This window comes from Jilunia laotingensis (assembly GCF_014385165.1).
Lineage (GTDB): Bacteria > Bacteroidota > Bacteroidia > Bacteroidales > Bacteroidaceae > Bacteroides > Bacteroides laotingensis.
This window is the reverse complement of record NZ_JACRTF010000001.1, coordinates 892,472-907,428: the sequence shown is the minus strand read 5'-3', so window position 1 is coordinate 907,428 and position 14,957 is coordinate 892,472. Positions and strand designations below refer to the sequence as shown.

The window sequence follows — 14,957 nt, the reverse complement described above, 5'->3', positions numbered from 1 at the left end:
ACGATATCTGATTTGTGGTATCTTTGAATTGTGTAGGAATAATTGTAAGATATAGATTAGGATGAAGATAAATTTAGCTACTCCCGTTGAATTGCCGGAAAAGGTACCTTCTGTGAAGCATAACCAGCATTTGTTGTTAATGGGATCTTGTTTTGCTGAAAACATAGGCAATCTACTGATTGATCATTTTTTTCATTGTGATATTAATCCATTTGGAATACTCTATAATCCGTTATCGGTTTCGGAAGCATTGCATGAAATCTTGATTGGGAAAGTATATAGCCGGGAGGATCTGTTTTATTATGGTGGTTACTGGCATAGCCCGATGCATCACGGTGTGTTTTCTTCGGTTTCCTGTGAGAACACGTTGCGAATGGTTAATGAACGATTGGAGCAGGCGCATAGCCGGTTAGGGGAAAATGATTGGCTGCTGTTGACTTGGGGTACGGCTTTTGTCTATGAAAATAAGGAGACGGGAAAGGTGGTTTCTAATTGTCATAAACAACCGGAAAAAGTATTTATCCGTAGAAGGTTGGAAGTGGAGGAGGTCGTTGATAAATATATGGTATTGTTTACAGCATTACTCCGGCAGAATCCAAGTTTGAAAGTCCTTTTTACACTCAGTCCTATCCGCCATGTGCGTGACGGTATGCACGAAAATCAGCTTAGTAAAGCCATATTACTATTGGCAATCGACCGGTTGCAAGCTATTTATCCGAATACAGTTTATTACTTTCCTTCTTATGAGATCATGTTGGATGAATTACGGGATTACCGTTTTTACGCAGATGATATGTTGCATCCGTCACCTTTGGCGGTAAAATATATTTGGGAACGGTTCTCTGAAACATTCTTTCTACCTGAAACTAAAAAGATTATGGAAGAATGTGAAAGTATCCGCAAGGCTTTGAAACATCGTCCCTTTCATCCGGGTTCAGAAGAGCATAAAAGATTTTTAGGACAAATTGTGTTAAAAATAGAACGACTTAACGGAAAATACCCGTACTTAGACTTTGAAAAAGAAACAGAACTATGCCGTACACTATTGAATCAATAGCTCAGATAATAAATGCCCGCAGGGTAGGTACACTTGAAACAAACGTCGATTGGTTGCTAACAGATAGCCGTTCTCTCAGCTTTCCTGAAGAGACGCTCTTCTTTGCGCTGACTACGAAAAGGAACAGGGGCGCACGTTATATTCCCGATCTTTACGAACGTGGAGTGCGGAACTTTGTTCTGACCCAGGAAGACTTTAATGAATTGGAAAAAACTAATTGCCAATTTGTTGCTTCCAACTTTTTAATCGTGGCGAATCCTCTGAAAGCTATACAGAAGCTAGCCGAACAACACCGTGAAAAATTTCAGATACCGGTAATAGGCATTACGGGAAGTAACGGTAAAACGATCGTAAAGGAATGGTTACATAAATTGCTGAGTCCGGATCGGATTGTTGTCCGCTCGCCACGTAGTTATAATTCTCAGATAGGGGTTCCTCTTTCTGTTTGGCAAATGAACAAGGAGGCCGAACTGGCTATTTTTGAAGCAGGTATTTCTGAAATGGGAGAAATGCGTGCGCTTCAGAATATGATTAAGCCTACCATTGGTATATTGACCAATATCGGAGGGGCGCATCAGGAGAACTTTTTCTCTTTGCAGGAAAAATGTATGGAGAAGCTGAGCTTGTTCAAAGATTGCGATGTCGTAATCTACAATGCTGATAATGAGCTGATCAGTATGTGTGTTGCCAAGTCGATGCTGACTGCTCGTGAGATAGCATGGAGTTGTAAGGATGCTGAACGTCCTTTATATATAAGTAAGATTCAGAAAAAAGAAGACCATACTGTTATCTCCTATCGTTATCTGGAGATGGATAATACATTCTGTATACCTTTTATAGATGATGCTTCCATAGAAAATTCACTGAATTGTCTGGCAGCTTGCCTTTACCTGATGATGCCGGCTGATCAGATAACTGAACGGATGGTTCGTCTTGAACCGGTTGCGATGAGACTTGAGGTTAAAGAAGGCAAACGTAATTGTGTGCTGATCAACGATAGTTATAATTCTGATTTGGCATCATTGGATATTGCACTTGATTTTCTGGTACGTCGTTCGGAAACAAAAGGTTTGCAGCGCACACTTATTCTGTCCGACATTTTGGAAACCGGACAAAGTACTACGACGCTTTATCGCAAAGTAGCGCAATTGGTTGAAAGCCGGGGTATCAACAAGATCATAGGCGTGGGACCGGAGATATCTTCCTGTGCGGCTCGTTTTGATATGGAGAAATATTTCTTTCATACTACGGAAGAACTTATGGCATCCCAAGTCCTTAAGAGTCTGCGTGATGAAGTGATACTAATCAAAGGGGCTCGTTCTTTTAAATTCGATCTTGTTTCTGATGAACTCGAATTGAAAGTTCATGAAACCATATTGGAAGTTAATCTAGGTGCTATGGTTGCCAACCTGAATCATTATCGTTCTATGCTGCATCCGGAAACGAAGATGGTTTGCATGGTGAAAGCTTCAGCGTATGGTGCAGGCTCTTACGAGATTGCAAAGACTTTGCAGGAACATCGTGTCGATTATCTCGCGGTAGCTGTTGCAGATGAAGGTGTTGAGCTGCGTAAAGCCGGTATTACAGCTTCTATTATTATTATGGATCCGGAACTTACGGCATTTAAAACGATGTTCGATTATAAACTGGAACCTGAAGTGTATAACTTTCATTTGTTGGATGCACTGGTTAAAGCTGCCGAAAAAGAAGGTATGACGAATTTCCCGGTACACATTAAGCTGGATACGGGAATGCATCGTCTCGGTTTCTCTGAAAAAGAGATTCCATTGCTGATACGACGCTTAAAGAATCAGAATGCAATCATTCCACGTTCCGTATTCTCTCATTTTGTTGGAAGTGATTCTCCGCAGTTTGATACTTTTACACGTGGACAAATAGAAATTTTTGAGAGGGCTTCTAAAATACTTCAGGAAGCTTTTTCGCATAAAATACTTCGGCATATTTGTAACACGGCTGGTATAGAACGTTTCCCGGAGGCTCAGTTTGATATGGTGCGTTTAGGGATCGGTCTTTACGGAATTAGTCCGATTGATAATGCGATTATTAATAATGTCAGTACGCTTAAAACTACTATCTTGCAAATAAGGGATGTTCCAGAAGAAGATACTGTCGGTTACAGCCGGAAAGGCCGTTTGAGTCGTCCTTCTCGCATTGCAGCTATTCCGATCGGATATGCTGACGGGTTGAACCGTCATTTGGGATGTGGGAATGCTTACTGCCTTGTTAATGGAGAAAAAGCTCCTTATGTTGGTAATATTTGCATGGATGTCTGTATGATAGATGTGACCAACATTGATTGTCAGGAAGGTGATTCTGTTATCATTTTTGGTGATAAGTTGCCGATAACCGTGCTTTCGGATGTTCTCGAAACAATTCCGTATGAGGTATTAACCGGGATCTCTACACGAGTGAAAAGAGTTTATTATCAGGATTGATGGTTTATTTCTGCCCCGGGTTGTAAATTCCTAATTTCAAAATTCTTATATTTGCACGCGAACTTATATACTTATACGAAATTATGACAAACTTACTATTAGGCTTTTTGCCCAGTGGATCTGAATGGATCATTATTGCACTTGTGATTCTGTTGCTCTTCGGAGGAAAGAAAATTCCCGAACTTATGCGTGGATTGGGTAAGGGGGTTAAAAGCTTCAAAGATGGTGTAAACGAGGCTAAGGAAGAAATAAATAAGGCAAAAGACGAGCTTGACGAACCTTCTACAACAGATAAGGAAAAGAAATAATCATGGCTGAAATGACTTTTTGGGACCACTTGGAGGAATTGCGCCGGGTGTTGTTTCGTGTCATTGGGGTCTGGTTTGTATTGGCGGTGGGATACTTCATCGCCATGCCCTTTTTGTTCGACAACGTAGTGCTGGCTCCCTGTAATAATGATTTTGTGTTTTACGATTTGCTGAGATACATCGGTGAGAAATTCGATCTGACAGATGATTTCTTTACGCAGGAATTTCATGTAAAACTGATAAATATTAATCTGGCGGCTCCGTTTTTTATACATATGTCTACTGCTTTTTGGATGTCGGTAGTGACTGCTATGCCCTATATTTTTTTCGAAATCTGGCATTTTATCAATCCGGCTCTGTATCCTAACGAACGGCGAGGGGTAGCAAAAGCATTGACTGTGGGTACGGTTATGTTTTTTGCAGGAGTTTTGCTGGGCTATTTTATGGTGTATCCGTTGACTCTCCGTTTCTTATCTACTTATGTTTTGAGTACTGAGATTGAAAATGTAATTTCACTCAATTCATATATTGATAATTTTATGATGTTGGTGCTTTGTATGGGATTAGCTTTCGAATTACCTTTGGTAACTTGGCTATTGTCGTTGTTGGGACTCGTGAATAAGTCGTTTCTTCGGAAATATCGTCGTCATGCAATTGTGGTGATAGTTATTGCAGCTGCTATTATTACTCCTACCGGTGATCCCTTTACATTGAGCGTGGTGGCTATTCCACTTTATTTACTTTATGAAATGAGCATTTTAATGATAAAGGATAAAAAGGAGGAAACGGAAAAACAGGAAGAAACGGTATAGAATGACCCAAAATTGTATTTATATGATCAGGAAAATCTAGGCTTCAACCTCGCAAAATAAAAAAGCCTCTTCTCTCGAAGGGGCTTTTTGAGTTTACTTGCCTCAACAAAAGAAAAATTGGCAGTAAACGTTAAGGCGAAAAAAAGGGAAGTCTCACGACTTCCACATTTTTTCTAACCTTAAATCTAAATCTCTATGAAAAAAACGTAGTGCAAATATAGCGAATTGTTCAATATAGAGGTGTTAATAAACCGCATAAAGAGGGAATAAAAATTAATAGATGTAAATATAGATCAAATATGACCGTTTCCCTCTATTAATTTTATCAAACTTACGTAGATCGGATTCAATCTCAGCAGTTTGGGAACCCCGGTAATGAACATTTGCTTTCGGGCACGTGTCATGGCAACATTCAGTTTGCGGTCTATCAATACTCCGTCTTCTACTGTCAGATTAGATAAAAATTTAAGCTGATAAGGGTAGTTCACACAGAATGAATAAATGATAATATCCCTTTCACTGCCTTGGAAACGTTCGACAGTATCAACCATGATGTCATTGAGAGTTGGAATGCCGATTTGCGAAATTTCTTGCTTGATTAAAGCAATCTGGCTGCGATAGGGTGTAATGATTCCCAACGTCTGTGAAGTGTTAAACTTGTCAGCACCGATTCTCTGATAGGTCTCCAATGTGAGACGGGCAACAATTCTAGCTTCGGATAGATTTGTTTTGGCAGATGAAACGCTAGGTTCTGGTTCGGATGGATAAAAAGCTAACCGGGTGATTGTGTCGGAACGCTCTTGCTGGTGAGGAAGACCTACTGGGAGCAAGCGACCTTCATAAAAGGCTCGGTTGGCAAAGGATGCTACGTCAGGGTGCATACGACCTTGCCGGCATAGCATGTCAAAAGGAATTATTTGATTTTCATCAATTGATCGGATTTTCTTTTTGGCATTACGATACAGGCGTTCAAAAAGAGAATCTTTTAAATTTAATAGTCCTATTTCACGTAGTTTTTCATCGTGTACCTCCGATTGTTCTTCGCGTTGAAGTACCACGGCAGGAAGCTGTTTATGATCACCAATAAGAATAAATTTTCCGATAGCATTCTCTCCGTTTTTGCTACATGCGCATAGGATACCGAGCAACTGAGGTTCAAGAATTTGAGTCGCTTCATCGATGATAGCCACTTCAAATCGTTTTAGTCGGAAAAGCTCGGGCTTACCTGCAAGGGAGGCTACGGTTCCTATGAAAATCCGGCAACGATCGATGCGTTCGGATACTTCCGAACGGTGGTTGCAGAGAGAAAGTTCATTTTCTATCAAATGCTTCCGGTAAGCTTCGTCACAAGCAAGTTCGCTTCCTAAACGAATAAAATCGACTTCGGGGTGTATGGAAGATACGGATTTGCATATCTCATCTACCGCCCTGTTGGTGTATGAGAGCAGTAGAATATTTGACTTTTCGTCATGATAGAAGGTTTCTACCATTTTTTTGAGGGCACAAGACGTTTTACCGGTTCCTGGAGGACCTATCAAGAGGAAATAATCTTTTGCTGCTTGTGCTTTCAACGTTACTCGTTGAAAGTCATTTGTTTCAGCTGCAATTTTTGAATGAAATGATTCATCGAATTCAGGAGGGCGTTGTGACAGTAATAAGTCTCTCCGATCTTTTGTGGCAGAAGCAAAAGTATAAAGCCCTTGATACATGTTTCGGAAGGTCGTATCCATTGTGTCATGCTCGATGGCATAAAGACTGTCGGGTGGGAGTACAGAGGTGTTTTGTTGGGTGGCACGCAAACGGATACATATTTCTTTTCTGGTGGTGGCTTCTATATTGCCTTTGAATACCATCCTATTGGTGACATTGTCTTTATCGGTATTGCGTTCGTACAGAACGATAGCATCTCCTTGGCGAAAGTTTGGGAGAATCTCATCTTGTCTTTCTTTCCTTGAAAATGTTAAACTCGCTTTGTGTGCATCGGCAGCATGATTTTCTTTAAGTTGCAGATCGAACATGATTTCTCCGGCTTCACATTTTTCTGCTAAGGTGGATAGCCATAGAGCAGATGCTCCTGTGCGTCCTTCATAATCTATATCACCGGACTTGGATGTATACAGTTCTTTTGTGATGAAATTGTATAACGAATAAAAATAGGCTCGTTCCAATGGCGAAAGTTTTGTTAGAGATTCGGTGAAACGGTCGATGGAGGGACGTAGGTATTGTTCCCAAAATCTGCCTTGCAATCCTCGCTCATTCAGAATTTCCGAATGGATCATCTGAAGTCTGGAAGCTGTATATTCTATGTTATTGTTTAGTTGAATGCCATATTCTTCGGCAACTATCCGGTTCCTTAAGTTGATAGTGCGGCGTACCATCGCCCAAGATGGACGTGCAGGATAGAGTAAAGGATAACGTGTATAAAGTAAGTATGCTTTTACGTGATGATGATCCATCTTCATGGAATATTGAAGGACGGCTTGGTAAAGGAGCATTTGCACTTTGTTATTTTCCTTTGGTTCTATTTTTCCCCGAATGGAATATTCATCCGCTTTCCCTGATTTCATTTCAATGAACGAGGTCATGTCACGTTGCATATAGTCCAGTCTTCCTTGTAGCCCTAACGGTTCACAGATATAAGAAGGTTCAAGTACGGCATCTGTTTTATCCAATTCATAACCGGGTGCATGAAAGGTATCGGTTATTATTTCACGGATATGTTCGAAATGGGTTTTACAATCTTTGAAGAATTGGCGTTCTTTCTCTGGTTCCTGTAATTCTGTGCAAGCTGCCAGTTCTATAGGGTAGCGCTTGAAGGCTTTTTGCATGCAAGAAAGATAATTTGCTTCTCCATCAGCATAAATCCATTCGTCAAGAAAAAGATTGGCGATGTTTCCGAGTAGCAGCGGGCGTGCATTCTCTATGGGTTGCAAACGAGATAGTAAATAATTTCCGGGATGGTGTCCGAAATCACGGAAACATTCAGCAAGAGAACTGATATCTATTAAATAATCCGGTTCGAGAACTATAAATGAGGGAGTAAGTATTCCCTGCTCGTCAACAGCAATATCCAGCAAATTGATCTGTGCATGTTTCCAAAGTAATTTACAAGTTTCTGTAAATTCTTCATTGATTTGTGGAATATTATAGCGTACTTGCAAGGGCTTGTCAACGATCCGGTCGGTTGGCTGTACGTATAAAAACTCTTCATCAGAGTATTCAAAGCAAGCACGTATTCGTTCAATATGTTCCCGTGCTGGTGGTGATACGACATAGGTGGCATCAGCTACCGGGAGTTGCTGGTATAATTTTGGGGGAATATCTGTGTTAGTAATTTTCTTTATGAAGAAAGCCAGTGTTTTGACATCGCGTAATAACTTTTCGCGAGAAGCTTTTGTCTCTCGATTTAAGATGCTGTTTGAAGTGAGTCGGAATGTATGCAAGCGGTTCTGTTCGGCAACGGATAAACCGATTTTGGCTGCAACGAAACTGATTCGCGCAGAAAGGTCAGTCATTTGAAGACTGTCATTCTGCATTTGACTCCTGCATAGACGTTCCAGTAAATCACGCATTTGTTTATAGGCGATGCCAAGTTTTGTATCGTCTGTATTGCAAACTGCCAGAAGAATTTCGAAAGCTTCTTTTATCTCCTCTTTTTCCATGTTGCAAAGATAGTGAAAAGGAGAATAATGAATATCCATATAACAAAAACAGGCATAAAAAATAGCAATCGGCACGCAACCGATTCTATTTTATAAAGTAGATGCCCCGATTGTTTACAGAGTAATAAGTTTATTTGTTATAATTTGATCCATGTTCCTTGTCTCCATAGATATTCCAAAGGGCCTTGTTTGTGTTTGGATAACCAGTAACGACTGAAAGTTAATTGTATCATGAAAATAGCTAAACCGATTAAAATTGTTGCTGTTGCGCCTGTGGAATTATAAAGTCCCAACCCGAAACCATAATAGATGCATACTCCCATGATTGATTGTGAAATATAATTAGTTAAACTCATGCGACCGTAAGGAATAATCGTTCTTTGCCATTTATATCCTTCTCCTCTATTAAACCATAACAATGTAAATGCAGATACCAATATGGCCATAAAAGTAAAGTTTGCCAATGAAGGGATAGCAACGTTGTAGGAGATTAGTATCGAAGGGTTACTGATATATACAGGGACATAGAATCGAAGCATGTTTAGTGGTATGAAGGCTAGAATTGCCATTTTAAGAATACGTTTCCATGCTCTTGTAGATCTGTTACTCTTTATGAAATACTTTCTTCGTCCCAATAACATACCGAACATGAATAAAGCAGCTGTTTGGAATAAGCGTCCGTTTTCTACTTGCCAGAAGTTACTATATAATTGTCCGTTCCATATATTATTACGAAGAACTTCAAGGAAAGTTCCGTGGGTTGTTGCTTCAATGGCCGATTCTGCATAAGTTATAAAGTGGGTACCGTTTATTACATAGTTTGAATCGAATAATGCGTATAGCATTCGTCCCCATTCAAAAGGTTGTAAAAGTAAGATGAGAGCTATCCAAAAAACAGTTTTGTCATTTAGTCGGCAAACAGGTATTAAAACGAATCCTACAACAGAATAGAGGAGCAAAATATCACCATTGTAGAATAAGGCATGAAGTTGTGCAAATAAGAAAAGTAAAACCATTCTCCAGGCAAAGCGACCTCTGAAGTCTATTCCACGTTTTTCGGCATTATGGTATTGTATATAAAAGCTGAATCCGAACAAGAGTGAAAAGGTGGCATAAGCCTTCCCTGCAAGTAGAAAAAACATAGCGTCCCATACATATTGGTCAATGGTTTGTAACCATGATGGAAGAGACTCTGGGATGAAATAAATGTTGTAGTGTTCTAAGTTGTGCAATAAGACTATAGCCAGTAAAGCAAAACCACGGAGTGCGTCTACTACTCCTAATCGATGGGGTGTTTGAAGTGTTTTATCCATTTTTTGCAGTTTGTTTCTATTAGATTGCCCAAGATGACAATTAATTGTTGCAAATATATGAAAATAGTTTCAGTGTTTTGACTTTGGCGATGGCGGAATAAAAATATAGGGGCATTTTTGCCCCTATACTATGTAAAATTAAATCTTTGTATTAAATGAAATCGTCTCCAAGCTTCATTTGTGAGTCATTGACATATTTTCGGATAGCATGTTCTTCATCTTTCTTGCAGATAAGCAAGACATTGTTTGATTCTGCAACCAAAAACCCCTCTAAGCCTTCGATTACTGCCAGTTTACCTTTAGGTAGGACGATGATATTATTATTGCTGTTATAAATAAGCGATTCACATTTCAGCGTTACATTTTGGCTCTCGTCCTTGGGTGAAAGGTCATATAGTGATCCCCATGTACCCAAGTCAGACCAACCGAAGTCGCCAAGTGAAACATAAACATTGTCTGCTTTTTCCATCACTCCGAAATCAATAGATACATTAGGGCAAGCGGGGAAATTCTCTTCAATAAAAGCTTTTTCTCCTGGGGTTCCATAAAGATCTTTTCCGGCAGCAAGCTTTGAAGCCAATTCGGGTAATAGAATCTCGTTGGCTTTGATAATTGAATTTACATTCCACATAAAGAGACCTGAATTCCAGTAGAATTCACCACTTTCGACAAAGACTTTTGCTAATTCCAATTCCGGTTTTTCTGTAAAAGTTTTGACTTTATAAAAGTTTTTATCCTCTTCCTGTTCTGCAATCTGAATATAACCATATCCTGTTTCTGGTCGGTTAGGTTTTATTCCCAATGTTAATAATTTATCTGAATGAGATACGAATTCAAGCCCTTTTGCAATGGCTTCAAGAAATTCATTTTCTTTCAATATCAGGTGATCTGAAGGAGCTACGACAATGTTAGCATTCGGATTTAAAGCCCGGATGTGGTAGGAAGCCCATGCTATGCACGGAGCAGTATTTCTTCGTGCTGGTTCGAGCAATATCTGCTTCGCGTCTAATTCAGGGAGTTGTTCTTTAACAAGGTCAGTATACATCGCATTTGTGACGATGAAAATGTTTTCAGTCGGGATGACTTTGTTAAATCGGTCGAAGGTTTGTTGTAAGAGTGAACGTCCTGTTCCAAAGAAATCAAGAAATTGTTTTGGAAGTGTTTTGCGACTAAAGGGCCAGAAGCGGCTGCCAATACCGCCTCCCATAATTACACAATAATTATCTTTATTTGTCATGATATTGACTGTTTTAAAAGTTTGTGCTAATGTACGGTTTATTCTTTGAACAGAGAAAGGTTTCTACAATGTTTTATCTTTTTTTTCTCCTTTTTCTTACTAAATATTTGCAGGTTTAGAAAAAAGCTGTATCTTTGCACCGCATTTGAAAATAAATGCCCAGATGGCGGAATCGGTAGACGCGCTGGTCTCAAACACCAGTGGATTCACTTCCATCCCGGTTCGACCCCGGGTCTGGGTACGAATAAACCCTGATAATCACCTGATTATCAGGGTTTTCTGCTTTTATAGGGCGTACTAAATGTGTACTGAATGACGAATACAAAGAAAAGGTGTACTTTAATAGTTTTCTTCCCCATATCTTTATAATTTCTTAACGCTTATCCTATCTTTTCTTCCTTATTATTGCCGATGTTTTCGGGAAAAGTGAGATTCTTACCTTATATTTGTAGTAAGAACGTTTAAAGGCACACGATTATGGAAAATCATATAGAAACCAATTTCAGAGAAATACAGAAGATATTAGATAGTTGTATAGCTCATGACTATAAAACTAAAGTAGATGCACTATTTTTAAAACGTGAATATTTGACGCAAGCCCAGCTAAAGGATTATTTGCGACAAGAAATTTTCCGTGTGACTGAAAATATTGTAGCCATCCAACAAAAATACCGTGTCGTGCGTAACATTGTATTGGACATGGATATTCCCGATTTTTTGTGGGAAAGTGGTTATTTTGAGGACTTGAATTCTGATGAAAGAAAAAAGTATATCGGTTTCCGCTGCTCTGATTTTGATATGGATGCATATTTGCATGAACCGTCCTGTTATGATGGGCGGCTTCCTTATTTGTCCATTATCGTTAATCTTGTCGTGCTTTCCAAATATTTGCGCTATCTGCAAGAACAGGAAAGCAATTACCATACAGATGCGGTTGCCATCCAAGAGCAAGCCTTGCCAAAAGAGAAAGAGGAAAGTGCAGATACTAATCCAACCAAGATTGTGGGCAAAAGCAATCCTTTCAAGTCCACGTTGAAAGCTAATGAAATCAAACTTCTGACCGACTGTGTGAATGAAGCGAATATGTTTACTACTACCGTCAGTGCCAAAATACTTACCGATTTTTTCAACTGCAAACTGAATGGGGTATTGAAAGTTAATAATACCCGTCTGTTAGCCTATCTTATGATGCAACTTAGCTGTTATAATTACATCGTTTATGAATGGCAGTCTGTCATAGCAAACAATAAACTGATATTGAAGAAGATAAAAGGTGAACCGCTTACACGTACTGACCTGTCGAGTGCGACAGACCAAGCGAAAAACATCTATCCGAAAGGATATGAAATCATAGACAAATACATCAAACAACTGCAAAAAGGTTGAGCATAGATTGAACGCTCAAACAAAGGTCAATTAGACTTCATTTTCAAGCTCTTAACTTTGCCCCCGTTAACAAAAAAACGAGGGTGCGCACCTTCATATTGTTTCACCTAAATTCCTAAACAATATGGAAAAAAATTTAGAGTTAAGAGTTTCCGAACTCGAAAAGATGTTGTTCCTTTCAAAGAACGTGCTTAGCTTCGATGAAGCGAGCAAGTTCTTGAACCTTTCTAAAAGTTACCTGTACAAGCTGACTTCGGGTAACTTGATACCCCATTACAAGCCGCAGGGCAAAATGCTTTATTTTGAGAAAGCGGAGTTGGAAGCATGGTTGCGTCAGAACCCGGTCAAGACGCAGGCGCAGATAGAGCAGGAAGCGCAGAAGTATATCCTTAACCGTCCTCTAAAGAAATAACGGCTATGGAAAATAGAAAAGCGACAGAAGCCGGGCAGGACATCACCATGCAGAAAGAGGATTTCGCAGCCCTTTGGAAAACCATTCATCTAAAGGTGACGGACACTTACGAAGTGCCGCCCGAAATACTCTGGGTGAACGGCTCTACCATTGGCACGTTGGGTAATTTCAGTGCATCCACGGGTAAAGCCAAGAGCAAAAAGACATTCAACATTTCCGCTATCGTTGCGGCAGCGTTGAAGAATGACGAGGTATTGAAGTATTCGGCATACCTGCCACCGAACAAACGGAAAATCCTCTATGTAGATACCGAGCAGAGCAAATACCATTGCCACAAGGTCATGGAGCGTATTTTGCGGCTTGCCGGACTGCCTACCGACAAGGACAGGGACGATTTTGTTTTCATCGTGCTAAGGGAGCAGACACCCGATAAGCGGAAACAGATTATCGGTTATATGCTTGAAAATATGCCCGATGTGGGGTTGCTCATCATTGACGGAATCCGTGACTTGATGTATGACATCAACAGCCCCAGCGAATCGACTGACCTAATCAACCTCTTGATGCGCTGGTCAAGCGGATATAACCTGCATATCCATACCGTACTGCATTTGAACAAGGGGGATGACAACACAAGGGGGCATATCGGTACGGAACTGAACAATAAGGCTGAAACCGTCCTGCAAATTACCAAAAGTACGCAGGACGGCAACATAAGCGAGGTAAAGGCGATGCACATACGTGACCGGGAGTTTGACCCGTTCGCATTCCGTATCAACGACAGCGCATTGCCCGAAGCCGTGGACGGTTATGTATTCAAGCAACCCAGCCAAGACAGGGGCTTTCCACTGGCAGAACTGACGGAGCAACAGCACAGGACAGCTTTGGAAAACGGTTTTGGCAAACAGGTCATATATGGTTACGAGAATGTCCTAAAGACCTTGAAACAGGGTTATGCAAGTATCGGCTACAAGCGTGGACGCAATATCCATGTGGATTTGAACAAGTTCCTTGTGAACAAGCGCATGATTGTGAAAGAGGGCAAGGGCTACCGCTATAATCCCGATTTCCATTATTAAAAGTCAGTTTGGTTTAGTCCGGGTGTATATATAAGAGGAACGGACTTACTATTTCCCTGTATCGGAACAGGCAGGTTTAGTATGGTACGGGTATATATATAACGGACTAAACAGGACTGGCGCACTTTTCAACTATTTTTTAATCCCCAAAAAAGAAAATGTTATGAACATCGAAGATGTGAAACAAATACCCATCGCAGACTATCTGCATAGTTTAGGTTACTCTCCTGTCAAGCAGCAGGGTAACGGCTTATGGTACAAATCACCGTTAAGGGAGGAACACGAACCGTCTTTCAAGGTGAACACTGACCGCAACCTTTGGTATGACTTTGGCGCAGGCAAGGGCGGCAACATCATCGCACTGGCAAAGGAACTCTATTGCTCCGACAGCCTGCCATACCTGTTAAACCGGATAGCGGAACAGACACCGCACGTCCGCCCGGTCAGTTTTTCTTTTCCCCAGCGTAGGACAGAACCGAGTTTCCAACATTTGGAAGTCCGTGACTTGACCCATCCGGCATTGCTCCGTTACTTGGAGGGACGGGGTATCAATATCGAACTGGCAAAAAGAGAATGTAAGGAACTCCATTTTACCAATAACGGCAGACCGTTCTTTGCTATCGGTTTCCCGAACATAGCAGGAGGTTACGAGGTTCGCAATTCCTTTTTCAAAGGCTGCATCGCCCCGAAAGACATCACCCATATACGGCAGCAGGGAGAGCCGAGAGAGAAGTGTTTGGTATTCGAGGGTTTTATGGACTATCTTTCTTTCCTCACGCTCCGGATGAAGAACTGCCCGACCATGCCCGACCTTGACAGGCAGGATTATGTCATACTCAACTCTACTGTCAATGTGCCGAAAGCTATTGACGTGCTGTACCCGTATGAACGCATCCACTGTATGCTTGACAATGACAAGGCAGGATATGAAGCGACACGGGCTATCGAATTGGAATACTCCTACCGTGTGCGTGACTTCTCGGGCAATTACAGGGGGTATTCGGACTTGAACGATTACCTGTGCGGCAGGAAGCAGGAACAGAAGAACAGCACCAGCCAAGCGCAGGAGATAAAGCAGGAAACCGGACAACGTGCCGCCCCAAGACAGAAAAGGGGCAGGGGCATTTAGTCCGGCAGGATTACCAGCGACAGGCGGTTTAATTTGGAGAGCAAGGTTATGTTTCGGTAAACCGAAACTACCTTGCTTTGCTTGACAGCAAAGAAAATTTCTCCCG

General features: G+C 40.9%; 11 protein-coding genes and 1 tRNA gene. 9 read left to right on the top strand and 3 right to left on the bottom strand.

Translation table 11 applies throughout. The features are described 5' to 3' along the window. The first annotated feature begins 67 nt into the window (after nt 1-67). The 4 genes from H8744_RS03685 to tatC all read left to right on the top strand — a co-directional run bounded on the left by H8744_RS03685 (nt 68) and on the right by tatC (nt 4,633). Nucleotides 68-1,057 (top strand): GSCFA domain-containing protein, encoded by a 990-nt coding sequence (locus H8744_RS03685; RefSeq protein WP_369411049.1) that lies wholly within the window; start codon nt 68-70, stop codon nt 1,055-1,057. After that, a complete protein-coding gene (locus tag H8744_RS03680; protein ID WP_262433551.1) occupies nt 1,033-3,513 on the top strand; it encodes a bifunctional UDP-N-acetylmuramoyl-tripeptide:D-alanyl-D-alanine ligase/alanine racemase in 2,481 nt (826 codons plus the stop codon). Before H8744_RS03685 ends, H8744_RS03680 begins: the two co-directional genes overlap by 25 nt. A gap of 83 nt (nt 3,514-3,596) precedes the next feature. Further along, nucleotides 3,597-3,821 carry a Sec-independent protein translocase subunit TatA/TatB gene (locus tag H8744_RS03675; protein WP_262433550.1) on the top strand — a complete coding sequence of 75 codons (225 nt, stop codon included), beginning with the start codon at nt 3,597-3,599 and terminating at the stop codon, nt 3,819-3,821. Nucleotides 3,822-3,823: 2 nt separating this feature from the next. Then, the gene (tatC, locus tag H8744_RS03670; protein WP_262433549.1) at nt 3,824-4,633 is read left to right on the top strand and encodes a twin-arginine translocase subunit TatC; all 810 of its coding nucleotides are present in this window, start codon (nt 3,824-3,826) and stop codon (nt 4,631-4,633) included. Nucleotides 4,634-4,926: 293 nt separating this feature from the next. Here tatC and H8744_RS03665 read toward each other — a convergent pair whose 3' ends face one another. The 3 genes from H8744_RS03665 to H8744_RS03655 all read right to left on the bottom strand — a co-directional run bounded on the left by H8744_RS03665 (nt 4,927) and on the right by H8744_RS03655 (nt 10,845). Next, on the bottom strand, nt 4,927-8,295 hold the full coding sequence (locus H8744_RS03665) for an AAA domain-containing protein (protein WP_262433548.1): 3,369 nt from the start codon (nt 8,293-8,295) through the stop codon (nt 4,927-4,929). Between the two features lie 137 nt (nt 8,296-8,432). After that, nucleotides 8,433-9,608, bottom strand: a complete 1,176-nt coding sequence (locus H8744_RS03660; RefSeq protein WP_262433547.1) for a DUF418 domain-containing protein — start codon at nt 9,606-9,608, stop codon at nt 8,433-8,435. A gap of 151 nt (nt 9,609-9,759) precedes the next feature. Next, complete coding sequence (locus tag H8744_RS03655; RefSeq protein WP_262433546.1) at nt 9,760-10,845, bottom strand: mannose-1-phosphate guanylyltransferase; 1,086 nt, start codon at nt 10,843-10,845, stop codon at nt 9,760-9,762. Nucleotides 10,846-11,002: 157 nt separating this feature from the next. Here H8744_RS03655 and H8744_RS03650 point away from each other — a divergent pair. The 5 genes from H8744_RS03650 to H8744_RS03630 all read left to right on the top strand — a co-directional run bounded on the left by H8744_RS03650 (nt 11,003) and on the right by H8744_RS03630 (nt 14,851). Then, nucleotides 11,003-11,086: transfer RNA gene (locus H8744_RS03650), tRNA-Leu, on the top strand. 236 nt (nt 11,087-11,322) lie between these two features. Beyond that, complete coding sequence (locus H8744_RS03645; protein WP_007479974.1) at nt 11,323-12,231, top strand: hypothetical protein; 909 nt, start codon at nt 11,323-11,325, stop codon at nt 12,229-12,231. 124 nt (nt 12,232-12,355) lie between these two features. After that, nucleotides 12,356-12,643: a helix-turn-helix domain-containing protein gene (locus H8744_RS03640; RefSeq protein WP_005944327.1), complete on the top strand. Its 288-nt coding sequence runs from the start codon at nt 12,356-12,358 to the stop codon at nt 12,641-12,643. A gap of 5 nt (nt 12,644-12,648) precedes the next feature. Next, nucleotides 12,649-13,722, top strand: coding sequence for an AAA family ATPase (locus H8744_RS03635; protein ID WP_004323659.1), 1,074 nt, complete (start codon nt 12,649-12,651; stop codon nt 13,720-13,722). A 163-nt stretch (nt 13,723-13,885) separates the two neighbouring features. Next, a complete protein-coding gene (locus tag H8744_RS03630; RefSeq protein WP_005944329.1) occupies nt 13,886-14,851 on the top strand; it encodes a DUF8464 domain-containing protein in 966 nt (321 codons plus the stop codon). Nucleotides 14,852-14,957: the final 106 nt, after the last annotated feature.